Source organism: Salinicola aestuarinus (genome assembly GCF_003206645.1).
Classification (GTDB): domain Bacteria; phylum Pseudomonadota; class Gammaproteobacteria; order Pseudomonadales; family Halomonadaceae; genus Salinicola; species Salinicola aestuarinus.
In genome coordinates this window covers 380133-405769 of record NZ_PZJP01000001.1, presented here as the reverse complement: position 1 = coordinate 405769, position 25637 = coordinate 380133, and the positions used below count along the sequence as shown (strand labels likewise).

Here is a 25637-nt window from a genome sequence, read left to right as displayed (position 1 = left end):
AAGCAGATCGGAATGTGGAAACTCATACACAAGCTGGGCTCGCCCAAGTGGTGCTATCAACTCTGCGGGCGGCTGCAGCCGGTATTCTGGATCGCCGCGGCCGCGCTGCTGGCGGTGGGGGCGGTCTGGTCGCTGGCGTTCTCGCCGCCGGACTATCAGATGGGCGACAGCTACCGGATCATCTACGTCCACGTGCCCGCGGCCATTCTGGCGCAAAGCGTCTTTCTCGCCATGACCTTCGCCTCGGTGGTGTTTCTGGTGTGGAAGATCAAGCTCGCCGACATGGCGGCCAGCGTGATGGCGCCCTTCGGCGCGGCGATGACGCTGCTGGGGCTGTTCAGCGGCGCCGTGTGGGGGATTCCCACCTGGGGCACCTGGTGGACCTGGGATGCGCGGCTGACCTCGATGCTGATCCAACTCTTCATCTACATCGGCATCATCGCCCTGCGGGGCGCGTTCAGCCGCCCCGAGCAGGGCGCCAAGGCGGTCGCGGTGCTGACGCTGGTCGGCGTGGTCAACATTCCGATCATCAAGTACTCGGTGTCGTGGTGGAACACCCTGCATCAGCCGGCGACCTTCACCCTCACCGAGCGCCCCGCCATGCCGGAGAGCATGTGGATGCCGCTGCTGCTCATGGTGCTGGGCTTCTACTGCTTCTTCACCGCGCTGACGCTCTACCGCCTGCGCAGCGAGATCCTCAAGCGCGAATCGCGCACCCGCTGGGTGCAGGAGGCGGTGAAGTGACGGCGCTACCGCTACCTGCCTACCGCACGCCGTGCCCCCCGGAGGCGACATGACACCGCTCTGGATCGGCATTGGCCTGCTCACCCTGCTGGCACTGGCGCTCGTCGCCTGGCCGCTGCGCCGGGCCGCGACGCTGCGCGAGGCACAGCTCGCCTTCGAGTCGAAGGACACCCATAACTCCGAGAACGTGGCGATCTATCGCCAGCGGCTGCGTTCGCTGGAGGCGGAGCTTGCCGCCGGCGAGATCGACCAGCAGCGCTTCGCGCAGGATCGGCTGGAGCTGGAGCGCCGGCTGCTCGAGGACGCCGAGGCCAAGCGGGGCCGAGCGCTCGCAGCGCCCAACGCGGGGCGCTGGCTGCTGCCGGTGGTGGCGCTCGGCGTCATCGTGGCCGGCGGCGCGCTCTACGATCATTTCGGCGCGCGGGAGGATCTCGCCCTCTACCGGCTGGTGCAGTCGCTCGAGCATCTGCCGCCGGAAACGCAGCAGGCGGCGCTGGAAGCCGAAGCCGAGCGCCAGCCCGACAACCCCGACGTCTGGCTCGAGCTGTTTCCGCGCTATCGCGACAGCGGTGATTACGCCAAGGCCGCGGAAGCGATCGAGGCGCTGATCCGCCTCGAGGGCCGCGAGCCGACGCTGCTGGCACAGCTGGCGCAGGTGAAGTTCTTCGCCGCCGACCGCACGCTGACGGACGACGTCCGTGCGCTGGTGGACGAAACCCTCGCCCGCGAGCCCGGCCAGCCGGTGGTCAACAATCTGCTGGGTGTCGAGGCCTTCGAGCATGCCCGCTATGAGCAGGCGATCGGCTACTGGCGCAAGGCGCTGGCGAGCTACGACGAGCCGAAGACCGTGGAGGCACTGCAGCAGGCAGTGGCCGCCGCCCAGCAGCGACTGGGACAGGACGCAGCCCCGGCCGCGGCGGCGCTGCGCGTGCAGGTCACGCTCGACCCGCGGCTGGCCGGGCGGCTGCCGAGCGACGCCAGCGTCTTTCTGGTCGCCCGCGACAGCGATGGGGGCCGAGCACCGCTGGCCGTCACCCGTACCACGCTGGGGGCGCTGCCGCAGACGCTGGCGATCAACGACGACAGCGCCATGACCGATGCGGCGACGCTCTCCCAGGCGACGCGCGTCGACCTGCTGGTGCGTGTCTCTGCCAGCGGCCAGGCCAAGCCGCAGCCCGGCGATCTCTACGGCCGGTTGGATACGGTCAGCCTCGACGACGACGCCTCGCCAACCGTGGTCATCGACCATGTGGTGCCGGCTCCCTGATGCGCACGCCTGGCTCTCTCTTACGCAATGCGCGCGCTGTCTGGCGCTTACGCAACGCGCTCTTTTACTGGAGTCTTCGCGATGGCTTTTGATTCACTGGCTGACTTCTTCTCCATGCACGGCTATGCGCCCTACGTCTGGCCGGCCTGGGGGCTGGCGGCGCTGCTGCTGGTTGGCTCGCTGCTGTTCGCCCGCAGCGAACGCCAGCGCACCCGCGCGCAGATCCGTCGGCGGCAGCGTCAGGTGGGCGGCGGCGAGCGCCCGACGAGTGTCGCCTCTCCAGGAGCGGGCGAATGAGGCTCCAGCGCAAACGGCGGCTGACGATCATTGCCGGGCTGATGGCGCTGGTCGCCATCGCCGTGGGGCTGACGCTCTACGCCCTGCGCGCCAATATCGATCTGTTCTTCACGCCGTCGCAGATCGCCGCCGGCGACGCGCCCCACGACCGCACGATGCGTCTCGGCGGGGTGGTCAAGGATGACAGCGTCCAGCGCGACCCCGACTCGCTGGCGGTCAGCTTCGTCGTCACCGACTTCGCTCAGGACGTGCCCGTGCGCTTCGACGACATCCTGCCGGATCTGTTCCGCGAGGGGCAGGGCGTGGTGGTGATCGGCACGCTCGGCGACGATGGCGACTTCGCCGCGCAGCAGGTGCTCGCCAAGCACGACGAGAACTACATGCCCCCGGAGGTCGCCGACGCCCTGAAAGCGACCAACAGCCTGCCCGAGGGCGCCGGCAACAGCGCCGGCTGAGTCGCCGTCCGGATCGCGTCTCACCGAGACACTTTGTCGCATGGCGCTGACAGCCGTGGTTCGTATCGACGAATGCGCTAGCATGGCCTCGCTCGCGGCGATTCACCGCGGCTTTTCATCGCCGCCATTCACCGCGGCACCCGCTGCTGCCATCTACCCCTGCGATCCACGGTTGATTCGATGACGTCACGCCCGCCCCACAGCACGCGATTCGCGGCCTGGCTCAGCCTCGCTGCCATGTTGCTGCTGGTGCTCGGCGCGCCCATCGGTCAGACCAGCGCGGCGATCAACGCCTCCGGCGACGCGGCCTCCCACGAGGCGCATGCGATGCACCACGTCATGGGGGCATCGCACGCCGCTGACACGGCCAGTGACGCCGGGGACGCCGACGGTCCCGGCCTGCACGACCAGTGCGGCTACTGCTCGCTGTTCAGCCACTGCCCGGCGGTGGCGCAGGCGGAGCTGGGGCTGAACCTCGGCGGCGTGCCGCCACCGCGCGCCGGTTGCCCGCCCGTGCGCGACGCCCGCGCGGTCGCCACTACCTTCCCCAACGCCCTGACTCGGGCGCCCCCACGCTTCCTCGATCGTTCGTGATGACGAGATCCGCCGCGACGCATCGCGCCGCGGGGATCTCCCTAACCGCTGCCCGGACGGGCAGTCGACGATTCGATGCGAGGGTTCATGGCTCGTTCACCATCCAACGCCGGCGATCTCTATCGTGCGGTCTGGCGCTGGCACTTCTACGCCGGCCTGTTCGTCATTCCGTTTCTGCTGTCGCTCGCCGTGACCGGCGGGCTCTATCTGTTCAAGGACGAAATCAACCAGTGGCTCTATAACGACACCGTGATGGTCGAGGCGCAGGCGACGCCGACCGTCACGCCCGAGCGCCAGGTCGATGCCGCGCTGGCGGCGTACGCCGGCGATGCTTTCCGCTACGTGCCGCCGCCGGCCGACAACCGGGCGGCGGAAGTCGATATCACCACCGCCAATGGCAAGCAGGCGGTCTACGTCGACCCCTATAGCGGCGAGGTGACCGGGTCGACCCCCTATCGCGGCAGCATCATGTGGACCATTCGGTACATCCACAGCCTCAGCTACTTCGGCGAGACTGCGAGCCTGATCATCGAGATCGTCGGCGGCTGGGCGATTCTGCTCGTGCTGACGGGGATCTATCTCTGGTGGCCAAGGGGCGCCGGTTCCCAAAGGCAGCGGGGCGGTGTCGTCACGGTGCGCTCGCGGCCGGCGAAGCGGCTTTTCTGGCGTGATTTGCACGCCGTGACGGGAATCTTCGTCGGTGGCTTCATCCTCTTTCTCGCCGTCACCGGGATGCCCTGGTCGACGCTGTGGGGCTCGCAGGTCAACGAGTGGGCCAACGGCAACAACTTCGGCTATCCGGACGGGGTGCGCGTCAACGTGCCGGTCTCCGAAGAGCGCCTGGTTCAGCGCGAGACCACCACGACCTGGTCGATGGAGCAGGCGCAGATCCCGACCTCCGAGCCGTCCGCCGCCGGGCCGATCGGGCTGGATCGCGCCGTCGAGACCTTCGACGATCTCGGTCTGGCGCCGGGCTACGCCATCAGCCTGCCGAGTCGCGCCACCGGCGTGTATACCGGGTCGATCTATCCCGACGACCTGTCACAACAGCGAGTGGTGCATCTTGACCAGTACAGTGGCGAGCCGCTGCTGGACATGAACTACGCCGACTACGGCCCGATGGGCAAAACGCTGGAGTGGGGCATCAATACCCACATGGGACAGCAGTATGGGCTGGCCAACCAGCTCGTCCTCGCGCTCGCCTGCGCCGGGATCGTGCTGCTCTGCGCCAGCGGCGGTGTGATGTGGTGGAAGCGTCGACCCAGCGGCCGGATGGGCGTGCCGCCGGCACCGTCCGACCCGCGGCGGCTGCGCGGCGTGCTCGCACTGCTGGCGATCGGCGGGGTGATCTTCCCGCTCACCGGCGCCTCGATGATCGTCATGGCGCTGATCGACGCTGTCGTCCGCCGGCGCGGTGAGCGCGCGCGGCAGACCGCGGCGACGTCGTGATTGTGCAGGCGTCGAGGCGTCGTCGATGCCTCGGCGCCGCTCTCGCGTCGTGACGTTCTTGAATGACTTCACAGCCAAGGAACACTGATTCCATGATCAAATCTCGCCCCTTCCTACTGCAGGTCGTCCTTCCGCTCGCCGCCATGGTGATCGTTGGGGCGGTCATCTTCGGCAAACAGGTGCTCTCGCCCAGCCAGGTCGATCAAGAGATCCAGCAGGCGATCGCGAGCGAACTCGACACCTCGTCGTCCGTGGAACTGTCTCAACTGCAGAAAGTGCAGTACGACTACGGTGTCTGTGGGCAGTACCAGCTTGCCGGGTCCGACACGGACCACGCCCCGTTTTTCTACGACACCGTCAACGACCGCCTGACGCTGGACGTCGACGCCAGCGCCTACACCGCCAACTGCGAACGCGCCGCCGGTCACTCAGGCCACTCGGGTCACTAGAGGCCGGCCCGCGCGTTGCGGCGTGGTTTCCGGCCTGGCGCCGCGCCCTCCCCAACCACTGAAAAGCCCGGCATCAGCCGGGCTTTTTGATGAAGACGCGAAGCTCGCGTGTCTGCTCAATCGGGCGCGTTGGTATGAATCGTCGTCTCCACCGACAGCCCGACCCGCAGGCGATCGAGGCCCGGCTGGTCCGGGTCGAGGGCGATGCGCACCGGCAGGCGCTGGAGGATCTTGGTGAAGTTGCCTGAGGTCTCGTTACTGGAGACTGGCGAGAAGGTGACGCCGGTGGCCGGTGACAGGCTCTTCACGTGGCCGTGCAGGTCGAGATCGGGATAGGCGTCGACCGTGATATCCACCGGCTGGCCGGGCTCGATATGGGTGATATCGACTTCGCGATAGTGGGCGGTGATGTAGATGCCGTGCACCGGCACGATGGCGAGCTGGGCGCTACCGGCATCGACCCAGGCGCCGACGCGGGCGGACTGCTCGGCGACGACGCCATCGACCGGGGCGTCGATCTGCGTATAGGAGAGCGACAGTCGCGCCTTCTCCTGCTGCGCCCGTGCGCTCGCCAGCGCTGCCTCGGCACTCTCCTTCTGCGCCTCCAGGATCTTCCGCTGCTGACGCACACTCTCCAGATTCGCCTGGTCCGCCTCGCGCCGGGCGTCGAGGGCCCGGGCATTGGCATCCGCCTTCTGAGCGTCCTGGGCCGAGACGTTGTTGTTGTTGCGCAGGCGGCGATAGCGCTCGGCATCGGCGCGGGCGTAGTCGGCATTGGCGTTGTCCTGGCTCACCGTTGCCTCGGCATTGCGAATCTTCGCCGGCTGCTGGGCGAGCTCGGCCTCGACTTCGGCCAGATTTGCCCGGGCGGCGGCCACCTGCGCCTCGGCTTCATCGACGGCAGCGCGATAGTCGCGCGGGTCGATCTCCAGCAACGCGTCGCCGCGCGCCACGCGGTCGTGGTCGTCGACGTGTACGGCAACCAGATTGCCATTCACTCGCGGTGAGATCACGACGTAATCGGCGTCGAGATGGGCATCGTTGGTCCACGCGTCGTCGTCGGGCGTCAACGTCTGCCCTGCCAGAACGGCGGCGGCGACAACGGCGATTACGACGATGCATAGGGCGAGGATCAGCGGCTTTCGCCGCCGGGGCTGGGCGTTATCGGCAGACTGCGTCATGGCGCTCTCGAGGTTTCAGGGGAATGGATGATGGGTCATTGAGAGGGGTGAGGGGCCAATGAGATTGGCGACGACTCATAGCGGTTTGGGGCGCTTGAAGCGTGGTGCGAACGTCCGGTTGGGCAGCAGACAGACCGGCAGCAGCAGCAGGGCGACCACGGCCAGGGCGCGCCACAGATCGGCGAATGCCAGCACCTGCGCCTGCAGCGTCAGCTGCTGGTAGAGGGCGTGAAAGGCCTCGCCGTCGGCGGCGTTCGGCCACGCCAGTGCCGCGCCGTCGTGGCCGCCGAGCGACATCGACTGGGTCAGCGAAAAGCGCACGCCGCCGAGGCGATCAAGCAGGGTGTGCTGGTGGCCATCGACCGCGACCGCCAGGGCATGGCCGATCACACCGCTGGCGATGGGGCCGGCAAGCGCCCGGGCGGTGTTGATCGTGGCGGAGGCGAAGGGGCCTTCTTGGGGATCGACGACCGCCGTGCCGGTCATCAAAAGGCTCACCACGACCATCGACATCCCGGTGGAGGCCATCACCTGCGAGAGATACAACTGGTCGCGTGCCCACGCCAGCGTCACATGGCTGTTATGCCAGCTGGCGGCCGCCATCAGAATCAGCCCCAGCGCCATGATCCAGCGGGCGTCGACACGCTCGAAGTTGAGCACGAACGCCGTCAGCGGCAGCATCAGCAGTGACGGCAGTGCCAGCGACAGCATGACCGGCAGGCTCTGCAGCGGCCGATAGCCCTGTACTTGGCTCAAGAACTCGCTCGGCAGTGATACCGCCGAGGCCCCCAGCGCGATCACGCCCACCAGCATGAAGACGGCAAAGCCGAAGTTGATCCGCGTCAGGAGCTGCGGGCGGATGAGTGGCACCGGGGCCACGCAGCTGCGGATGACGAAAAGCGGCGCCAGCGTCGCCACGGCCAGCGCCAGCCAGCGGACGAGAGGAGCGGCGAACCAGTCCAGCCGCTCTCCCTGCGTGAACAGGATCACCACGCTGACGCAAAGGCCCCAGCCGAGCGCCCAGCCCAGCCAGTCGAACTGGCGCCAGCGACCGGGCGGTCGCGGGTCCTGCGGCACTCCATAGAGCAGCATTGCCGCCGACAGCAGGCACAGTGGCACCACGGCCCAGAAGACGAAGTCGATGCCCAGCCCCTGGTCTGCCCAGATCACCACCGGGCTTGCGATGTTGGGAGCGAAAGTGGCGGTCAACCCGTAGGCCGCCAGACCGAAGAGCTTGATCGGCGGGGTCAGGAAGCGCAGCGCCATGGCCATCAGCAGCGGAATCAGAAAGCCGTTGGTCAGCCCCTGCAGCCAGCGCAGCGCCAGCATCAGCTCGCGGGAGTCGATAGCCGTGAAGACGATGCCCAGCGCGCCCAGCGAGAGTACCGCGCCGGTGGCGAACCGCCGCATTGAGTAGGTCATCGCGAGCCACGGGGCGACCAGCATGCCCATGGCGACGCCGGCGGCATACAGCGTGGTCAGCCAGCTTCCCTGGTCGGCGCTGAAGCCGAAGGCCCCCCGAATGTCGGCCAGGGCCAGCGAGGTCGCCTTTTGGTTGATATCGGCGGCGATACAGGCCAGCAGCATACCGAGCAGGCCAACGATGAGACGTAGGGACATGGAGATTCTGGACGCGGAGAGGAGTTAACAGGAGTGCACGCAAACTATCGGTCCAAGTTGACTTTGTCAACTTAGGCCGAGAATTAACGCCTCTGCGTCCATGCCATTTGCCTAGGCAGTCAGGGGCCGCCGTGGCCGTCGAGGGCGCCGTCTAGACAGTCGAGGGCTCGGTCATGTTGTCTAGGGCGCGGTCGAGCAGGTCGTCGAATCGCGCGACCTCCTCTGGCGTCCAGCCGGCCAGCAACGTTGCCGCCAGTTCGGTACGGATCGCCGCCAGTCGCTCGGCGAGGGCTTCTCCCTCCGGTGTCAGTGCCACCTGCGTGATGCGCTTGGTCGTCGAACTGCCGCAACGGCGGATCAGGCCCTGCTGCTCGAGCTCGCGAAACGCCCGCGCCACCTGGCCCTTGTCCCAGCCGTCGCGGTGCAGGATCACCTGCTGATGCTGATCGGGAAAGCGTTGCACGATCGACAGCACCAGACGCTGAAACCGCGGTAGCGAGATGCCTTCTCGCTGAGCCAGTTCGTTCAGCCGCGCACGGCTCCTGGAACTGAGTTCGGCCAGTTTGACGATGGGTTGACGTTCCATGTGCCCTCGCTGCGCGGATTAAAGTGCCGTCGTTTCCCGCCTATTATCATCAAATCCCCGGCCGCTATGCGAGACAGATGTTAGGCGGAACGCGACTTGCGCGATGTCCAGCACGCGACGATCCCACCCAGCATCAACCCGACCACCGGCACCACCATGGGCAGCCAGAGCGCCAGCGCCTGATGCGTCAGCGCGCTGAAAAGACACCAGAGGATGGGCACGATCAGCAGCGGCCAGCGCCAGACCCGGGGGAGCAGTGCGAGGAGTGAAACGGTAGCCACGGCGGTCATGTCCGGGGTCACGCCGGGTAGTGCCAACGCCGTTACCGTGCCGGCGGCCAGCGCCGTCAGCGAGGCGAGGAGCGAAAGTGCCATCAGCGCCACCACCAGCGAGGAAGCGCGTACGGGCGCGGGGGTGCTGCGCAGCGCGACGGCAGCCAGCAGCAGGCCCTCGAGCGCAAAGGCCCAGGCGAACCCCGTGACCGGCCAGTTGATCGGCGCATAGAGCTTGGCCAGGAACACCGCTGCACTCAGCCCCCAGCCGGCGGCGACGAGCAGCAGTGCCGCCTGACGAGCGGCGGGGCGGGCCTGGCGCAGCAGCAGCGCGACCGCGGCGATGGCGGCGACGACCGCGGCCAGCCAGAGCCCCAGCGCTTGATTGGCGCGCACGAAAAGCCGCAGATAGACCTCGGGGGTGAACATCAGGAAATCGCCGAGCGCGTAGTCCATGGGGACGCCTCAGCGGTCCTGGAGGTACGCCGCCATGCGCTGACGCTGATCGGCGTCGGGCAGCCGGCCGTAGAGCGCGCCCATGTTCTCGCGCATGTGCTCAACGTCTGTTGTCGCCGGGATGGCACAGGTCAGCGCCGGGTGCGAGACGATGAACTTGAGAAAGTACTCCGCCCAGTTGGTCGCCCCGACTTCTTCGGCCCAGTCCGGCAGCGGCCGGGACTGAAAGCGGCCGAACAGCCGTCCGCCCTGATAGGGGCGGTTGGCAATCACGGCGATACCGCGTGCCTGCGCCAGCGGCAGCAGCCGCGCCTCGGCCTCGCGGTCGAGAATGTTATAGGTGAGCTGCACGAAATCCAGCGGCTCGCGGGCAAGAAGGCGCTCGACATCCGCGTGGCGGCGGCCGTGAGAGGTGGTGATGCCGATGTAGCGTATCTCGCCCGCCGCCTTCATCGCCTTCAGCGTCTCCAGGTGCCCCTCCCAGTCGACCAGATTGTGCACCTGCATCAGGTCGAAGCGGGGTATCCGCCAGAGCGCCTGCGAGTTCGCCACGCTCTCGCGGGTGGCGCTCTCGTCGCCGGTCCACACCTTGGAGGCGGCGAAACGCGCGTCCGGCGACAGCCGCTCGAGCAGCTCGCCGACCACGGCCTCCGCTGAGCCGTACATGGGCGAGGCATCGATCATCCGCCCACCCCGGGCGAAGAAGGTCTCGAGCACGCGCTGGCGCTGATCGAGCAGCATCGGGTCGCTGCCGACGTTGAACGTGCGCCACGTGCCCATGCCGATGACCGGCAGCGTCTCGCCGCTGGCGGGGATGGCGCGGGTGATGGGCGCGTCGCGTTCGGCGGCGAACAGCGCCGGTATTCGGCTCATCGCGCCGACGGCGAACAGCCCGGCGAGGAAGTCTCGGCGATCGATCGGTGGCATCGTTACGTCTCCGGGGCGTCTCGGCCGTGACGACACGCATCACGCCCGGGCCTGCACTCTCTCCGAGCCTAGACGCTTTATGCCCCGAGCCTGGCGGCTTTATCGACTCATGAGGCGATTCCCGCTGCGCGGATCCCACTGGGGGCAAGTCACAAGGCACCGTCTTGCGCGGTGCGACCTTGGCATTCCCGCGGCTGCCAGCCACATTGAAGGGGCGGGAGGCGTGCCGTGATGCGGCGCGACCCGACGATGTTGCCCAGGAAGGCGAACCGACAGGAGTCGATCACGATGAACAGCAAGCGAATGGCAATGATGGCGGCAGTGCTGGGGTTGAGCACCGGCATGCTCGCGACCCAGGCGATGGCGCAGGCGACCGGCGAAGTGGAGCGCGGCGACGATGCCGCAGCCGAGACCCGGAGCGATCTCGAGGATTCGCCGAAGATGCCCGGCGTGCGCACTCCGTCCGATGACGTCAACAACGAGGCGACGGTGGGCGAAGGCACTCTGCGCGACGACGAGGCGCCGGACGTGGTCAACGACGGCAGCGAGGACGAAGACGCCGACATCGAGGACGAGTCGCCCGACGCGAGCGAACACACCGGCCACTGAGCTTTTCCCGGCGAGAGTCCGTCGAATCGATGGGCGCCGCACGGGGCGACACCGGCATTCCCCTCTCACGACCACTACGCTGAAGGCTCGACTGCTGGAGAGCCTTCATGAACACCTTTGCCTTCTCGCCCGGCAACGGCCCGAGCCGCCCCGACGTCGCCGGGTTCTACGACCCCGATACCTTCAGCGTGCAGTACGTGGTCATCGATCCCGCCACGCGCCGGTGCGCGATCATCGACCCGGTGCTGGATTTCGACGAGAAAGCCGGCGCCACCGCCACACATCAGGCCGATGCGCTGCTGGCCTACGTGGAACGCGAGTCGCTCGAGATCGCGTGGATTCTGGACACCCACCCCCACGCCGATCACCTGTCCGCCGCGCGCTATCTGCAGGAAAAGACCGGCGCACCCACCGCCATCGGCCGGCCGATCACCCAGGTGCAGGCGCTGTGGAAGACGATCTACCACTGGCCGGAACTGCAAGACGACGGCAGCCAGTGGGATCACCTTTTCGACGACGGCGAGACCTTCAAACTCGGCGAGCTCGAGGTGCGCGTGATGCACTCCCCCGGGCATACGCTGGCCTCGATCACCTACGTGGTCGGTGACGCCGCCTTTGTCCACGACACTCTCTTTCAGCCCGACTTCGGCACCGCCCGCGCCGACTTTCCCGGTGGCAGCGCCAGCCAGCTCTGGCACTCGATTCAGGCGATTCTCGCCCTGCCTGACGACACCCGGCTGTTCACCGGCCACGACTACCGCCCCGGCGACCGCGAACCGCAGTGGCAAAGCAGCGTGCGCGAGCAGCGCGAGAGCAACAAGCATCAAATCGGCGAGCTCGACGAGGCGGACTACGTCGAAATGCGCAACCGCCGCGACCGTGAACTGCCGATGCCCAAGCTCATCCTCCACGCCCTGCAGGTCAACATCCTCGGCGGGCGCCTGCCCGAACCCGAAGCCAACGGCACCCGGTATCTGAAGATTCCACTGGATGCGCTTTAACGGGGGGCAGGAATGGAGCGGTACGGAGGAGCGCTCGCCGACTGACGGCAGAAGTGACAGCGCCGCGCCATCTTCACCAACGACTTTTGTAGGAGTCGGCAGATTGGACAGGCGGCCCAATATCTGCGAAAACCTGGATACACTCGTTTACGTGAGAGTTTTGGACTTGGCGCAGGTTGGCAGTGTCGCTATCAGCGACCGCGAGCAGGTGTTGGTGAACCGCGCCCAGCGCACGCCGGACGGCGTGTTCCTGCTGCGCGTGGACAACGAACTGCGCCTGAAGCGCGTCCAGCGCGTGCTTGGCTATTGATCCGCGATAACCCGGCTTACGAGCGGGAAATGGTGCAGCTGCAGGACTTGGAGATCATTGGGCAATGTTGGCGCATGGTGGGAAGGTTTTTTTGAATAACTGATATGTGTGAGGGATCTGTGGAAGAACATCGTTTTTCGATCAGTACTGTTACTCAGAACAAACATCGTTTCTATACTTGCACTATTCCTTCTGATGTTTTGGCAAAATGCTGCTTTGTAACTAATAGAGAAGATGATCCCGTCGAGGGGTTTCAGCGCGTTCTTGATAAAAAAAGAGCGGGTGAAATTGCAAAATTTGTTGACGAAGGCATGGGTACAATCCCTACTTCTATTATTCTGTCGGCGCAAGATGATGCTCAGCTGAAAATTATTGGTAAAGGTAAAACGGTCTCCTTTCTTGAGCATCAGAAGGCGTTTCTAATTCTTGATGGACAGCACCGGGTCTATGGGTTTTCTCTAGCCGAAGGGTACATGCGTGTGCCGGTAGTTATTTACAACGGGTTGTCGCGCGCAGATGAAACTCGCCTCTTTATTGACATCAACTCAAAACAGAAAGGAGTGTCGAACGAGCTGCTTTTGGATATAAAGAGGTTGGCTGAATACGAAAGTGATGAAGAGGTTCTTCTAAGAGAATTGTTTGATATGTTTGATAGAGAGCCTTCAAGTGCGTTGTATGGCCGCCTGTCAGCCGCGAAAAAGTCGCAAACTAAGATATCTAGAGTTACTTTTAAACTCGCCGTGTCGCCTATCTTGAAGTATTTTTCGTCGCGCAATCACGATGATGTTTATCAGATGCTAAATGCTTATTTGACCGGCGTCTCTGAAGGGTTGATAAAAATCGATGCTGGAAAGGGTCTTGGCAGCTCGGTGGTTTTTAGAGGTGTAATGCAAGCTTTTCCGATTGTTGCCGGTAAGGTTAAAGACCGATACGGTTCTGATTTTAGCGTCGATCATTTTTATGAAGTGCTCGAGCCCGTTTTTTCAAGCTCTACGGCGCATAACAAATTTAGCAACCCCGGGACAGCCTATAAGAATGTTACCGATCACATTGACAAGTCTCTACGCACTGCCTTGGTGTTTTGATGAGGGTCGAATACTTTAGGTCACTTTATGCTCCGGGTATATCTGAGGTGCCGCTGTCTAAATCGGGGTTCTCTGATCTCAAATCATGGATTGGTTCTATGAAATATCAGCTTGCCCGCACGACCCAGAATGGTTTTGTCTTAGATATAAGCGATCGGCAAGCTTTTTCGGAAATGCTTGCACATGATGCAAGTAGATTTTCTTCTGCATCTTTCGAAACTCTCAAGATTCTCAGCTTTCCAAATAATCTTCCAAGGTCGCTAGGTTGGGTAGCCGTGGAAGTGTATTATTCCGCCTTTTTTGCGGCCCATTCTATCTTTCGTATTTTCGGTAATGTTTTTAGTTACTTGGCTGGTGGGCATTTAAAAATAGTCGAAGGAGTTGCAGATATTTTGAATATGCCTTGGTTTATTGGCCGCTCGGCGGGTAGTTTTATTGGAGTCAGTGTTAATCAAAATAGCAGCATCGAGCTAAAAAAAGCCGGTTCATCACATGAGGATTTTTGGCAAGCGTTCGTGGGGTTTGTTGACAGTTTCAGAGATAGAATTTTGAATGTCCAAGGGTTAGGCTATCTAAAACAAGAATTAATTGATGAATTTTCAAGTATTTACTCGCTGCTAACAAAGTCGGGTTATCGAGGCGGTGGTTCTTGGTTGTCGCATTTTCGTAACAACATTAACTATCAGCACTCTGATGGACTGTGGTATCCATATTCAAATGGTCAGCATGACGTAGAAAAATTCAAGCGAATACTGTCGTTGTGGGATGTGCGGGATCGTTCTTTGATTAGTTCCGTTTATTGCAATTCTGGTATTGAATTATTTTTTAAAGGCTGTGTAAGCATTATTAATCTTTGCTATCTTATTGTTTGCGATATTGAAGCTTTTTCAAAGCTAAAAAACAACTGCTTTAGTTTGGTGCCTTCGCAAATGTTGAAAAAAGCAATATAATTTTTAATTCCACATGTGCTCTCGCTTCTCCCTCTACAGCACCTACCCGCGCTTCGCGCACCGCATCGGTGAGCTTCGCGAAGACGACCCGCCGGCGCCACGCTACAACGTGGCGCCGGGGACGTGGATCGGGGCGATTCGTCGGCGGACGGACGATCCACAGCTGATGTTCGATAGCGTTTGGTGGGGCTTCAAGCCGAGCTGGGCGGGCGAAAAAGCGCCGACGCCGATCAACGCCCGCGTGGAGACTGTGGCGACGTCGAAGTTCTATCGGGCGGCGTTTCAGCGCCATCGCTAGTCGAGGTACATCAAAAGCCAGCCAAATAGGAAAAACAGGGCACCCGTGAAGAGCAGAGGGGCGTGAACCCAAATAAGCCAGAGCCTTAACCCGCGAGGCATCGTTTCCACGGCTTCCACAAGGTCAGGCCGTCCCTCGAAGACCGTGCGCTGATATCGGCGTGTGTTGCGAAACAGGATGACGCGACCATACGTCCCCAGCCGCGCGAACGAGAGTGGGTATCCCTTGAATAAGATTTCATCCTTCGGGTACATGCCGCCCAGTATCCGGTCCATCCGGTCGATAATAATTGGGGCGGCTATCATCCCCACAATCGATATGACAAAGGTCCAAAGTAAAAAGAAGCCACATGCTAATGCTGCAAGTGCTTCAGGTAGTGAAGCTCCTCCCATCTAACGGTCCTCATCTGTCCCATAAACGACATCGAATAGAGTCAGGCCTGCCCTTCGCCCATGCGCGTCGCCGGCTTTCATGCCCGCGTACCCCCCGCTTCCACTAAACAGGGCGGTGCAAACGAGTTTGCCGCCGGGGCTCAAACCCACGCCCAGCATACAGATGCGAGCGCCTGTCGTTGTCCCGGCGAAAGTACCCATAGCGCCGCCGCCCGTGCGTCCGACGAACTTAGCTTAGGGTTAAAAATTTTAGCTAGCTGCTCTCGCGTTCACGTGGCTATGCTTACAGTCGTTGCCTAGCCTCCACTTAGGCAATGAATTGGCCATTCATCATCATGTGCTCTCGCTTCTCCCTCTACAGCACCTACCCCCGCTTCGCACACCGCATCGGTGAGCTTCGCGAGGACGACCCGCCGGCGCCGCGCTACAACGTGGCGCCGGGGACGTGGATCGGGGCGATTCGTCGGCGGGTGGACGATCCGCAGTTGACGTTCGACAGCGTGTGGTGGTGCTACCAGCCACAGTGGGCGGGGGAGACGGCGCCGACGCCGATCAACGCCCGCGTGGAGACTGTTGCCACCTCCAGGTTCTATCAGGCGGCGTTCCAGCGCCATCGCTGTCTGATTCCCGCCGACGGCTGGTTCGAGTGGCTACCCGGTTCGAGCCACAAGCAGCCGCACTTTCTCTGCCGGGCGGATCGCGAGCCGTTGTTCTTCGCGGGCATCTGGATCGAGCGCGCCGATGGCAAGCCGGGCGTGGCGATTCTCACCGAACCCGGCCGCGGCTCGGCGGCGGAAATCCACGACCGCATGCCGCTGATACTGACCGACGAGAGTCTGGAACCCTGGCTCGACCCGGCCCTGACCGACCGCGAGACGCTGCGCCGCTGCGTGCGGCATATCCCTCATGATGCGATATCGCACTGGGCCGTCTCGACCCGCGTCAACAAGCCCGGCGTGGGGGATGACGAAGCGCTATTGAATCCGGCCTAGGCTTCGTCTGAAAAGTGGCTGCGCTCGCCCATACGGCGTTAAAAATTGGCTCAAGATGCTCATTTACACCCCGTAAACTCCGCTCTTTCGCCAATTTTTTGCCTTGTCTGGGCTTCGCTCGTCGACTTTTGAGACAGAGCCTAGGTGCTTCCCCGGACATCCTCCTCCGACGTCGTACCCCGTTCCGAGCGAGGCGCGCCACTCCGTAATCTTGCCGACGCCGGCGTCGTTAGCTCCGCCTTGGCGGCGCCGTGCCCTGTCTCTGCGTTCCGCCTGTCCTTCGTTCTCATCCGTTTTTCGCACGCTGGCGCCGATAGCAACACGCGCCGCCACTCGGTGCCGCACCTGCTACCAGCTATCCCCCGGCTTGCCACCGCTACCCAACCTGGCTCGCTTGCGCGAGCCATTCGATATTGATGTCGACATTTTAATTAGGGGGTTTTTCGTGGAGGGTGGGACATCGCGGCGACGTTCATCACCGGCAAGCGGGATGGCAGTGAATCGGCAATCGCGTGGCCGCCGTACAACGAAGTGGGAGCCCCTGGACGGGGCCCCGACGACACAACAATCAGGGACGGATACATGGTTTGGCAGACAGCGATCGTCGTAATGGCGCTCTCTTCACTCTTGTTCGTGTTTCGCGCGGTGGCTTACCACCTGGCGGTAGGGCGAAGCGTATTGCCCAGTCTCTGTCTGGGCGTTGTCTACGGGGGCGCCCTGGGGGCGGCCGGTACGCTGACCCTGGGCATGCTCTACCTGGCTTTCGGTTGAGACCGGACCCGGCATGTTTGCACTGGCCTGTGGCGGGTGATGCGTGCCGACCGGTTGGCCGTCCGCCGATTTCTTATCCTAACTCTACTTAAGTTCTTTCAGCGTGCGCCGATAAAGCAGTCAACTCCCTCCAACCGGTGCATAACATGCTGACTCGACTGAAAATTGGGACGCGCCTTGCGTGCGCGTTCGCCATTGTCTCTCTACTGCTGCTGGGCACGCTTGCGGCCGGCGTCATCGGGCTCAACGCGATCCAGTACACGGCGCATGTAGCACTGGAGGAAGATGTTGCTCTCGGCTTCAACGCGGCAGAGATTCAGCGCCAGGGACTCGAGCTTCGACGCTATGAAAAAGATGCCTTCATCAACATTGGCGATCGTGAGGCCGTGATCTCGTACAGGAGCCGCTGGGAGGAGACCCAGCAGGCGCTGACGGCGACACTGGCAGCGGGTGAGCAGCTCGCCCGCACGCCTGAAATCGACGCGCGCTATCAGGAAGCGAGCCAGGCGCTGCAAGGTTACGAGGCAGGTTTCTCAACGGTCTATCAGCGGATTCTCAACGGACAAATCACGACCACGAGTGGCGCGGACGAGGCGTTCGACGAGTTCAAGCCGGCCATCTATCGGCTCGAGACGGCGGCCCAGGGTATCGATGACGCCGTGTCGGAGCGGGTGGAAGAGTCGGTTGTCACCGTGGATCAGCAATATGATGCCTCCCTCGTCGGGCTGCTCGTCTCCGCAGCGACGGCGTTGGCGCTTGCCGTCGTGCTCGCGGTGCTCATCACCCGCAGCATTGCTCGCCCGCTGGCGGATGCGGTACGGGTGGCGCAGCGTGTCGCCGAAGGTGATCTGACGTCTCACATCGAGCCGAAGGGTCGCGACGAAGTGGCCACGCTGATGGCGACGTTGAAGGCGATGCAGGACAGTCTGAGCCAGTTGGTCAGCTCGCTTCGTGCCAGCAGTACGAGCGTCTACACCGGCGCCAACGAGATCGCTGCGGGGAGTCAGGATCTTTCCGCGCGTACCGAAGAGCAGGCGGCTGCACTCCAGGAGACGGCGGCCAGCATGGAAGAGATCACCTCGACGGTGCGCCAGAACGCGGAGTCTTCCGAAGAGGCGCAGCGGCTATCGACCGAGGCTGCGCAACGGGCGACGGGCGGCAATCAGGACGTCGAACTGACGATCCAATCGATGCGGACGATCTCGGAAAGCTCGAAAGAGATCAACGAGCTGGTCGATGTCATCGATTCCATCGCGTTTCAGACAAATATCCTGGCGTTGAATGCGTCCGTCGAAGCGGCGCGAGCCGGCGAGTCGGGACGCGGTTTCGCCGTCGTGGCAACAGAAGTTCGATCGCTGGCGAGCCGCAGTGCAGAAGCTGCCAAACGCGTCAGGGAGACGGTGTCGCGGACGACGGATCACATCACCAGCGGGGCGACACAGGCGGAGCGCAGTGGCCATACGATGAGAGAAATCGTCGAGTCGGTGGGTACGGTAGCGACGTTGATGGGCGAGATTGCCTCCGCGACGCGAGAGCAGCACACCGCCATCGGTCAGGTGAACACGGCGGTCACGGAGATGGATAGCGTGACCCAGCAGAACGCCTCTCTCGTGCAGCAGACCAGTTCGGCCTCGGCGTCGCTCGAGAGTCAGGCCAAGCACCTTTCGGAGCTGGTCTCGACGTTCCGGGTGGCCTCCGAGTCCAACGCTCAAGCCCCGGCGCCCGAGGTGGCAGCGAAGCCGGTGACGAGCCAGCGTCCGCCGACCCCCCAGCCCGTTGTGGCATCCGATGATGAGTGGTCGACCTTCTGACCCACCTCGCATGCCTTGTTACATTCTTCTTTGCCCCGCGCTCGCGGGGCTTTTTTTTGCCGGCGATGTCGGCATTCTTTGCCCCGCATCGCGCTGTCATTGGCCCTATCAGAGCGTGATGTTGCTGTTCCTCGTAGGCGACGAGGCGCCCCCCGGACACCCCGTGAGGCTGCCGTACCGGCTGGCGCCCGGCGCTACAGCGTTCCCTGCAGGAAGTATCGGACAGTTCGGTCGGATCGATGACTGTATTTCTGACGCTTATTTGCCGATAACTCCATTCACGCATCTTTGATATCGCCAGACGTTGTCATCGATTTTTCATGAGATGAAGTCGTCAGAATGAGGTTTTCGTGCCGTCAATAGTTCGCAGTGCTCTTGTCTTTGCAATGATTGTCGCTTGTCTCGCACCGGGTTATGCGATGAGTGAAGAGGAATCTCCGCCGGATGAACGCGAGGCCGTCGAAGCGCCGCAAGTCGATAAATCCTCTGCAATACACTTGCTCAGAGATGCTGCCGGTTACTTCGATGAATTGGCGCAACTGCCCGAAAGCACCTGGATTGGACGCGACCAGGAAAGCGCCAACGACGATATCAACAAGCTGATTGAAGAAGCGATCCAGGTACTGGAGATTCCGGAGCTCACCGAGTATCGCAATGATTACCGGTCCATAGAGCAGCGAATCCGAGAGGAGAACGATCAGGTGTCGGAGCTCAAGGAGAAGCGCCTGCTAGCCCCTGAGGAAGATGCCGGTGCGCTGACACGCTGGACGCCTACCACGACGCTGAAGAATTTCACCGCATCGACCCGAGGCGACTACGACATCCTGATCGAAGCCCACCAGGGCAATGTCGAGAGCTATCAGCAATCCCTCGAAGCGCTTCGAGACACGATGTCGGCGAAGCTCGCAGAGCTTGGAAGTGACATGTCAGCCGATCAGCTCGAGCTCTGGATGACCTCCGCCATTGGTGACGACGTCATCACAATGAGGGTGGTATTCAACAGTATTCGCGACGTGACCGAGGACCTTGCGGAGCTCACGTCCGAGAGTGGCGAGAACCTGGAGTTTGCCAAGCGTTATTACGGGATGGTCGTCATTCTGCACAAGCTGATCGTGCACATGCAGGAAACCTTCGTCGACCGAGTCAACAATAGCGTACTGCCTCAGTTGAGCGAGTTTCGAGATGAGGCTGACACCATCATTGCCGACGCCCGGCAGTTGATGAAAAGCTCGAGGAATCCTGCAGGGCTTGAGCAGAGTATCGAGGCCAATCGGTTGACCGTTCGGACTATCGATCTGTACGAGCGCATCGTTACCAGTCAGCGAGACAAGGTTCAGGACGCGCTTCGGCTCAGTCGGCATGAAGAGAAAGAAGCCATCGTGAACTATCGCACCGTGTCGTTGAGCAGCGCCGTGTCATCACTGATCAATGACGGTCTCGACACCTTTGAAGCCCTCTCCAATCTACAGATGCCAGATACGGTCGAGTTCCAGAATGCGGAGATTCGAGAGGAGTTCCGCAAGCTCACCGGCAGGATAGAGCGCGGGCAGTAGCGCAGAGGGCGCGATGTCGTTCGCGCCTTTGACCCGTATGAGATGGGGATCGCCTCGCCAGCGGGCGAGGCAGAGCGGTGGCTAAGGCATGTTTCGGGGCCGGGATTGCCTGTCGTTATTCGCGATACATCACTGCCTGCGTGCCTCGTGGCCCGTACGGGGATCGCGCCATCAAAGGCCTGCATCAACACCGTTTAACGACCCACGAAACGCGTTAGAGGCGTTGGAGCCAGCCAGGTGCCTGGGACTCGGGAAACGGAGTCGCGACGCTACTCGATATTCTGAATCTGCTCGCGCATTTGCTCGATTAGCACCTTGAGCTCCACCGCGCAGCGCGTGGTGTCGGCGACGATCGCCTTGGAAGAGAGCGTGTTGGCCTCGCGGTTGAGCTCCTGCATCAGAAAGTCGAGGCGTCGGCCGATGGGGCCCTTCTGCGAGAGCTGACGCTCGACCTCGGTGACGTGGGTCTCGAGACGGTCGAGCTCTTCGGCAACGTCGGCCTTGTGCGCCAGCAGCACCATTTCCGCTTCCAGGCGCTGCGGGTCGAGTTCGGCGCGGGCGTTTTCCAGTCGCTCGAGTAGCTGGTCGCGCTGCCGCTCGAGGATCGTCGGCAGGTGATCGCGGACGATGGCGACCTGCTCCCGAATGCCGGCGAGCCGTTCTCGGATCAAGGCGGCGAGTCGTTCCCCCTCGCGTGCGCGGCCGCTCTCAAGATCGATGAGGGCGGTGTCGAAGAGCTCGCGGGCGGCGGCTTTGACGCGCTCCATGTCCAGCCGCTCGGTGGCCATCACGCCGGGGTGGGCGAGCAGTTCGAGGGCGTTGGGCATGGCGGCGTCGGGGAGGGTCGCCCGCACTCGGCCAAGCGCCTGAGAAAGCGCATCGAGTCGGGCGTCGTTGATCGCCGGGGCGCTGCTGGCCTCGGCGGGCTCGAAGCGCAGGGCGCACTCGATCTTGCCGCGAGAGAAACGCTTGCGCAGCGCTTCACGGAAGACGGGCTCGAGGTCGCGCAGGGCGTCGGGCAGACGGAAGTGCGGCTCCAGATAGCGCTGATTCACCGAGCGCAGCTCGAGCTGCAGGCTGCCCCAGTCGGCATCCTGCGTCTGACGGGAGAAGGCGGTCATGCTGTAGGGCACGGGAGATCCTCGCGTTCGACATTCCAATGGCGCGAGTGTAGCGCATCGTTGAAATGACGGGCGGCGGCGCTGAACCGTGAATTCGGTCGCGAGATCGGTAGAATGGCGGCTCGCTATCAACCGTCATCTGTTGTGAGAGGCTCTCATGCGCCCGAGTGGACGAAATCCCGACCAGCCCCGTGAGGTCACACTGACCCGCGGTTTCACCCGCCATGCCGAGGGCTCGGTGCTGGTGACTTTCGGCGACACCCAGGTGCTGTGTAACGCCAGCGTCGAGGCTGGCGTGCCGCGCTGGCTGCGGGGCAAGAATCAGGGCTGGATCACGGCGGAGTACGGCATGCTGCCGCGCGCGACGCATACCCGTGGCGGGCGTGAAGCGACGCGCGGCAAGCAGAGCGGGCGGACGCTGGAGATTCAGCGCTTGATCGGACGCAGCCTGCGGGCGGCGGTGGACCTCAAGAAGCTCGGCGAGTACACCATCACCGTCGACTGCGACGTGATCCAGGCCGACGGCGGCACCCGCACGGCGTCGATCACCGGGGCCTGCGTGGCGCTGATCGAGGCGCTGCAGACCATGCAGCGCAAGAAGATGATCAAGTCCGACCCCTTCCGGCAGCTGGTCAGCTCGGTGTCGGTGGGCGTCTACAAGGGAACACCGGTGCTGGATCTGGACTACCCGGAAGACAGCGCCGCCGACACCGACATGAACGTGGTGATGACCGAGGACGGCAAGCTGATCGAGATTCAGGGCACGGCGGAAGCCGAGGCGTTCTCCCGCGCCGAGCTCAACGTGATGCTGGATCTGGCGGAGACGGGCTGCAATGCGCTGTTCGACAAGCAGCGCGAGACACTGGGTGTGCGCCGCTGACCCATTTGCGGGTGCCGGCTGCCCCAACGAAAACGCCCCGCTGAGCGGGGCGTTTTGCTGTGCAACGGTCGCGGGGTCGCGCCGGGAGCGCTCAGAGTTCGAGGTCGTACTCGACGATCAGCGGGGCGAACTCGCTGAAGTTGGCGTCGGTGTCGATCCAGGCATTCTTCACGTTGCGACGGAAGTTGGGGCCGACCACCTGGTAATCGAGGCGCCAGCCTTCCTGACGAGCCCGCGGCACTTCCTGGTCGAGCTTCGGCCACCAGGTGTACTGGCCGGCGTCGCGGTCGATCTCGCGGAAGGTGTCGATGAAGCCGATGGGGCCGAAGACCTGATCCATCCAGGCGCGTTCTTCGGGCTTGAAGCCGGGCGTTGCCTGATTGTCGGTCCAGTTGGCCAGATCCAGCGTCTTGTGGGCGACGTGCCAGGTACCGCAGATGATGTACTCGCGACGCTTGCGCGACATCTTGTTCAAGTACTCCAGATACTGGGTCATGAACGTCTGCTTGGCTTCGGGGTCGTCGCCGTCAGGCATCAGGAAGGTGGCGATGCTGAAGCGGTCGTAATCGGCCTGGAGAAAGCGCCCTTCGTGATCGCACTGCTCGAACCCGAGCCCGTACATGATCGCCTTGGGAATCTTGCGACAGTAAAGACCGACGCCGGAGAAATCGTCCTGCTCGGCATCCAGGAAGTAGCCTTCATAGCCTTCCGGATAGAGGATGCTGTCGTCTAGCTCGAAGCTCTTGGCCTTCAGGTTCTGCACGCAAACGACGTCAGCATCCTGTTCGGCCAGCCAGTCGAGGAAGCCTCGCTCGACGGCGTCACGTATCCCGTTGACGTTGATGCTGGCGATTTTCATACCGTGTTCCTTCTTTGTCGCGCGTGTATGATACCCGAGCTTTGACGATTTAGGTAAAAGAGAACGCCCCTAAGTGGGGGCGTTTTTGGGTCGAAACAATGGCCGGCGCTACAGGCGCCGAGGCAAAGAGGGGAGTCGAGTGAGCGCGGAAATCCAGCCCTATCAGCAGGAGTTCATCGAATTCGCGATGGCCGAGGGCGCGCTGCGCTTCGGTGAATTCACGCTCAAATCCGGCCGGGTCAGCCCCTACTTCTTCAATGCCGGACTCTTTCGTTCCGGCCGCGCCCTGGCTCGACTGGGCCGCTTCTATGCCCGTGCCATTGCTGCCAGCGGGATCGAGACCGATGTCCTGTTCGGTCCAGCTTACAAGGGTATCTCCCTTGCCGCGAGCGCAGCCATTGCGCTGGCGGACCACCATGACCGCGACATTCCCTTTGCGTTTAACCGCAAGGAAGCCAAGACCCACGGTGAGGGCGGCAACATCGTCGGCGCCAATCTCGCGGGCCAGGTCCTGATCATCGACGATGTCATTACCGCCGGCACCGCCATCAACGAGGTGATGCAGATCATCGAGCAAGCCGGTGCCAGCGCCGCCGGCGTGGTGATCGCGCTGGATCGTCAGGAGCGGGCCCCGAAAGGTGACGGTCTCGAGCCCCACAGTGCGATCCAGGCCGTGGAAGCGCGCTATGCGATGCCGGTGATCAGCATCGTCAATCTCGATCAGATGCTCACCTATCTTGAATCGCGTCCGGCTCGGGCCGATGATCCTGACGACTTCTCGCGCTACGCGGAGGCGATCAGAGCCTACCGGGACCGCTACGGTGTACGTCAGGCAACATGATCGAACACAGCGTTAACAATAATTTGGAAACGCTGTTTGATAAAGCCGGTGATTATGGCATCCTTAAGCACGAAGTCCAACGCGCTTCGGTGCGATTTTTTGAGGAGACAGTTCATGATCAAGCATTGGGGTTTCGCGCTCGCCACCGCCACTTGCCTTTTCGCCAGTCAGCAGGCGATGGCGCTCAGCGTCTCGGCCAACGGCGGTGAAGACTCCTTTGGCGCTGAAGCCAGCCAGACGATCTTCCCCGGTTTCCGCGCCGGTGTCGGTTATCTGAACACCGATGACAGCGGCCACAACGCCAAGGCGTACTCCGGCTCGCTGATGTTCTCGCCCTACCTGCCGGGTCTTGATGTCTCCGTCGGTGGCCGCTACCAGTACCAGGACACCCACTACGGCAACGGCGGTGGCCTTGGCCTCGGCGGATCGGCCTTCGTCGACACGCCGATCCCGCTCACCTCGATCGGCGGCTACGGCTTCTACACGCCGGAAGGCTTGAGCAACGGCGATCTCGAGAAGAGCTACGAGTACGGCGCGCAGGCCCGCGTGAACCTGATCTCCCAGACCTACGCCTACGTCGGCTACCGCTACATGCGCTCCGACTTCGAAGGCGAAGACAGCCATACGCTCGACAGCGGTCCGGTGCTGGGCGTCAGCGTCGGTTTCTAAACCCCGCTGAACGGCGAGCCAGGCGTTCTCCCCAGGCGCCATAGGCAGTCAGATCGGCGTCACTCTTGCAGCGAGCCAACTTCACGGCGCTGTAGAGAGTGGCGCCGATTTCGTATGATGCATAGAACCTCCCCCACGCGAGAGCGGCCACCATGCTCGACGTCGTCCTCTTTGAGCCCGAGATCCCGCCCAATACCGGCAATATCATCCGGCTCTGTGCCAACACCGGTTTTCGGCTGCACATCATCGAACCCATGGCCTTCGAGCTCGACGACAAGCGTCTGCGGCGGGCCGGGCTGGACTATCACGAGTGGGCGCGGGTAGAGGTCCACGCCAACTGGGCGGCGTTTCTCGAAACCGTCGGCCCCGAGCGCGTCTTCGCCGTCTCCACCCGCGGTCGCCACGGCTACAGCCACGTGCACTATCGCGAGGGCGATGCGCTCGTCTTCGGCCCGGAGACCCGCGGCTTGCCGCAATCGATGCTCGAGGCGCTGCCCGTTGGCCAGCGACTGCGCATTCCGATGCTCGCCGACAGCCGCAGTCTCAACCTTTCCAACGCCTGTGCGCTGATCGTTTACGAGGCGTGGCGCCAGCTCGATTTTGCCGGGGCAGTGGATGTTTGATTGTCACAGCGAGCGCGTCATGAAGACGCTGTACGGGTCTTCGACGTAGTCACCGAACGGGCCGCAGATCTCGAAACCGAACGTGGCGTAGAGCTTGCGTGCCGGGGCGAAGTGCGCCGGCGAGCCGGTCTCCAGGCTCAAGCGCGTCAAGCCTTCCGCCTTCGCCGATTCGATCAGGTGGGTAAGCAGGCCGCGGGCCACGCCGCGGCGCAGATGGCGCGGATCGGTTCGCATCGACTTGAGTTCGGCGTGTGTCGCGTCCAGCCGCTTGAACGCCCCGCAGCCGAGCAGGTCGTCGTCTTCCCACACGGTATAGAAGTACACGTCCGGCTGGCGAAGCTCCTCGAGGTCCAGCGCGTGGCGGCTCTCCGGCGGTGAGTGTGGCGCGAAGTCGTCCAGGTGCGCCTGCAGCAGCGCGGCGATGTCGGGACCGCGAAGATCGTCTCGAATGATCTGCATGTCGGGCTGTCTCTCGTCTCTGCGTGTTGTCTTGTTCTTTGCTGTTGTCTTGTCCGTCACCGCTGTCTTGTGACGTTCTCTTCGGGTGGCTCGATTCGTCTCGGGACGGGCCAAGG

Annotated in this window: 30 protein-coding genes; 21 read left to right on the top strand and 9 right to left on the bottom strand. The window is 62.9% G+C overall.

From position 1 onward, the window contains the following. Positions 1 to 12 precede the first annotated feature (12 nt). The 7 genes from DOM41_RS01880 to DOM41_RS01850 all read left to right on the top strand — a co-directional run bounded on the left by DOM41_RS01880 (position 13) and on the right by DOM41_RS01850 (position 5255). Complete coding sequence (locus DOM41_RS01880; protein ID WP_110685141.1) at positions 13 to 744, top strand: heme ABC transporter permease; 732 nt, start codon at positions 13 to 15, stop codon at positions 742 to 744. A 49-nt stretch (positions 745 to 793) separates the two neighbouring features. Beyond that, complete coding sequence (gene ccmI / locus DOM41_RS01875) at positions 794 to 2011, top strand: c-type cytochrome biogenesis protein CcmI (protein ID WP_110685140.1); 1218 nt, start codon at positions 794 to 796, stop codon at positions 2009 to 2011. Positions 2012 to 2092: 81 nt separating this feature from the next. Continuing rightward, positions 2093 to 2308, top strand: coding sequence for a heme exporter protein CcmD (gene ccmD / locus DOM41_RS01870; protein WP_110685139.1), 216 nt, complete (start codon positions 2093 to 2095; stop codon positions 2306 to 2308). Continuing rightward, a complete protein-coding gene (ccmE, locus tag DOM41_RS01865; protein ID WP_110685138.1) occupies positions 2305 to 2763 on the top strand; it encodes a cytochrome c maturation protein CcmE in 459 nt (152 codons plus the stop codon). The genes ccmD and ccmE overlap by 4 nt, the downstream gene beginning before the upstream one ends. 180 nt (positions 2764 to 2943) lie before the next feature. Further along, entirely contained in the window at positions 2944 to 3357 is a 414-nt protein-coding gene (locus DOM41_RS01860; RefSeq protein WP_110685137.1) for a DUF2946 domain-containing protein, read from the top strand. 87 nt (positions 3358 to 3444) lie between these two features. Beyond that, the gene (locus DOM41_RS01855; protein WP_110685136.1) at positions 3445 to 4806 is read left to right on the top strand and encodes a PepSY-associated TM helix domain-containing protein; all 1362 of its coding nucleotides are present in this window, start codon (positions 3445 to 3447) and stop codon (positions 4804 to 4806) included. A 92-nt stretch (positions 4807 to 4898) separates the two neighbouring features. Next, entirely contained in the window at positions 4899 to 5255 is a 357-nt protein-coding gene (locus tag DOM41_RS01850) for a hypothetical protein (RefSeq protein ID WP_110685135.1), read from the top strand. A 116-nt stretch (positions 5256 to 5371) separates the two neighbouring features. Here the strand turns inward: DOM41_RS01850 and DOM41_RS01845 are convergent, their stop codons facing one another. The 5 genes from DOM41_RS01845 to DOM41_RS01825 form a co-directional block, all read right to left on the bottom strand. Continuing rightward, complete coding sequence (locus DOM41_RS01845) at positions 5372 to 6436, bottom strand: HlyD family secretion protein (protein ID WP_110685134.1); 1065 nt, start codon at positions 6434 to 6436, stop codon at positions 5372 to 5374. Positions 6437 to 6511: 75 nt separating this feature from the next. Further along, positions 6512 to 8056 (bottom strand): MFS transporter, encoded by a 1545-nt coding sequence (locus DOM41_RS01840; protein WP_110685133.1) that lies wholly within the window; start codon positions 8054 to 8056, stop codon positions 6512 to 6514. Positions 8057 to 8207: 151 nt separating this feature from the next. Next, positions 8208 to 8642: a MarR family winged helix-turn-helix transcriptional regulator gene (locus DOM41_RS01835; protein ID WP_110685132.1), complete on the bottom strand. Its 435-nt coding sequence runs from the start codon at positions 8640 to 8642 to the stop codon at positions 8208 to 8210. 80 nt (positions 8643 to 8722) lie between these two features. After that, the gene (locus tag DOM41_RS01830) at positions 8723 to 9370 is read right to left on the bottom strand and encodes a hypothetical protein (protein WP_110685131.1); all 648 of its coding nucleotides are present in this window, start codon (positions 9368 to 9370) and stop codon (positions 8723 to 8725) included. Between the two features lie 9 nt (positions 9371 to 9379). Beyond that, a complete protein-coding gene (locus tag DOM41_RS01825) occupies positions 9380 to 10297 on the bottom strand; it encodes an aldo/keto reductase (protein ID WP_110685130.1) in 918 nt (305 codons plus the stop codon). 288 nt (positions 10298 to 10585) lie between these two features. Between DOM41_RS01825 and DOM41_RS01820 the strand changes: the two genes are divergently transcribed. The 6 genes from DOM41_RS01820 to DOM41_RS01800 all read left to right on the top strand — a co-directional run bounded on the left by DOM41_RS01820 (position 10586) and on the right by DOM41_RS01800 (position 14550). Further along, positions 10586 to 10906 (top strand): hypothetical protein, encoded by a 321-nt coding sequence (locus DOM41_RS01820; RefSeq protein WP_110685129.1) that lies wholly within the window; start codon positions 10586 to 10588, stop codon positions 10904 to 10906. A 107-nt stretch (positions 10907 to 11013) separates the two neighbouring features. After that, positions 11014 to 11907 (top strand): MBL fold metallo-hydrolase, encoded by an 894-nt coding sequence (locus tag DOM41_RS01815; protein WP_110685128.1) that lies wholly within the window; start codon positions 11014 to 11016, stop codon positions 11905 to 11907. 151 nt (positions 11908 to 12058) lie between these two features. Then, a complete protein-coding gene (locus DOM41_RS01810) occupies positions 12059 to 12217 on the top strand; it encodes a S24/S26 family peptidase (RefSeq protein WP_157956816.1) in 159 nt (52 codons plus the stop codon). Between the two features lie 119 nt (positions 12218 to 12336). Continuing rightward, complete coding sequence (locus tag DOM41_RS01805) at positions 12337 to 13302, top strand: DGQHR domain-containing protein (protein ID WP_223160906.1); 966 nt, start codon at positions 12337 to 12339, stop codon at positions 13300 to 13302. Between the two features lie 98 nt (positions 13303 to 13400). Next, on the top strand, positions 13401 to 14252 hold the full coding sequence (locus tag DOM41_RS17345; RefSeq protein WP_157956815.1) for a hypothetical protein: 852 nt from the start codon (positions 13401 to 13403) through the stop codon (positions 14250 to 14252). Positions 14253 to 14265: 13 nt separating this feature from the next. Then, positions 14266 to 14550, top strand: a complete 285-nt coding sequence (locus tag DOM41_RS01800; RefSeq protein WP_110685125.1) for an SOS response-associated peptidase family protein — start codon at positions 14266 to 14268, stop codon at positions 14548 to 14550. Here DOM41_RS01800 and DOM41_RS01795 read toward each other — a convergent pair. Beyond that, on the bottom strand, positions 14547 to 14942 hold the full coding sequence (locus tag DOM41_RS01795) for a hypothetical protein (RefSeq protein WP_157956814.1): 396 nt from the start codon (positions 14940 to 14942) through the stop codon (positions 14547 to 14549). The two genes, DOM41_RS01800 and DOM41_RS01795, sit on opposite strands and share 4 nt — an antisense overlap. A gap of 314 nt (positions 14943 to 15256) precedes the next feature. On the opposite strand from DOM41_RS01795, the gene DOM41_RS01790 reads away from it, so the two are divergent. The 4 genes from DOM41_RS01790 to DOM41_RS01775 all read left to right on the top strand — a co-directional run bounded on the left by DOM41_RS01790 (position 15257) and on the right by DOM41_RS01775 (position 20069). Continuing rightward, complete coding sequence (locus tag DOM41_RS01790; protein ID WP_245391697.1) at positions 15257 to 15934, top strand: SOS response-associated peptidase; 678 nt, start codon at positions 15257 to 15259, stop codon at positions 15932 to 15934. A 582-nt stretch (positions 15935 to 16516) separates the two neighbouring features. After that, positions 16517 to 16705 (top strand): hypothetical protein, encoded by a 189-nt coding sequence (locus DOM41_RS01785; RefSeq protein ID WP_110685122.1) that lies wholly within the window; start codon positions 16517 to 16519, stop codon positions 16703 to 16705. Positions 16706 to 16851: 146 nt separating this feature from the next. Further along, positions 16852 to 18516: a methyl-accepting chemotaxis protein gene (locus tag DOM41_RS01780; RefSeq protein WP_110685121.1), complete on the top strand. Its 1665-nt coding sequence runs from the start codon at positions 16852 to 16854 to the stop codon at positions 18514 to 18516. Between the two features lie 350 nt (positions 18517 to 18866). Further along, positions 18867 to 20069, top strand: coding sequence for a hypothetical protein (locus DOM41_RS01775; protein ID WP_223160905.1), 1203 nt, complete (start codon positions 18867 to 18869; stop codon positions 20067 to 20069). 269 nt (positions 20070 to 20338) lie between these two features. On the opposite strand, the gene DOM41_RS01770 is transcribed toward DOM41_RS01775, so the two are convergent. Next, positions 20339 to 21202 carry a YicC/YloC family endoribonuclease gene (locus DOM41_RS01770; RefSeq protein WP_245391696.1) on the bottom strand — a complete coding sequence of 288 codons (864 nt, stop codon included), beginning with the start codon at positions 21200 to 21202 and terminating at the stop codon, positions 20339 to 20341. Between the two features lie 145 nt (positions 21203 to 21347). Between DOM41_RS01770 and rph the strand changes: the two genes are divergently transcribed. Continuing rightward, positions 21348 to 22070, top strand: a complete 723-nt coding sequence (rph, locus tag DOM41_RS01765; protein ID WP_110685119.1) for a ribonuclease PH — start codon at positions 21348 to 21350, stop codon at positions 22068 to 22070. A gap of 91 nt (positions 22071 to 22161) precedes the next feature. On the opposite strand, the gene DOM41_RS01760 is transcribed toward rph, so the two are convergent. Then, positions 22162 to 22929 (bottom strand): exodeoxyribonuclease III, encoded by a 768-nt coding sequence (locus DOM41_RS01760; protein WP_110685118.1) that lies wholly within the window; start codon positions 22927 to 22929, stop codon positions 22162 to 22164. 139 nt (positions 22930 to 23068) lie between these two features. Here DOM41_RS01760 and pyrE point away from each other — a divergent pair, with 139 nt between their 5' ends. The 3 genes from pyrE to trmL all read left to right on the top strand — a co-directional run bounded on the left by pyrE (position 23069) and on the right by trmL (position 25062). Further along, positions 23069 to 23770: an orotate phosphoribosyltransferase gene (gene pyrE / locus DOM41_RS01755; protein WP_110685117.1), complete on the top strand. Its 702-nt coding sequence runs from the start codon at positions 23069 to 23071 to the stop codon at positions 23768 to 23770. A gap of 114 nt (positions 23771 to 23884) precedes the next feature. Further along, positions 23885 to 24439 (top strand): YfaZ family outer membrane protein, encoded by a 555-nt coding sequence (locus DOM41_RS01750; protein ID WP_110685116.1) that lies wholly within the window; start codon positions 23885 to 23887, stop codon positions 24437 to 24439. Between the two features lie 152 nt (positions 24440 to 24591). Then, entirely contained in the window at positions 24592 to 25062 is a 471-nt protein-coding gene (trmL, locus tag DOM41_RS01745; protein ID WP_110685115.1) for a tRNA (uridine(34)/cytosine(34)/5-carboxymethylaminomethyluridine(34)-2'-O)-methyltransferase TrmL, read from the top strand. 3 nt (positions 25063 to 25065) lie between these two features. Here the strand turns inward: trmL and DOM41_RS01740 are convergent, their stop codons facing one another. Continuing rightward, complete coding sequence (locus DOM41_RS01740) at positions 25066 to 25521, bottom strand: GNAT family N-acetyltransferase (RefSeq protein WP_110685114.1); 456 nt, start codon at positions 25519 to 25521, stop codon at positions 25066 to 25068. Between the last annotated feature and the right edge of the window lie 116 nt (positions 25522 to 25637).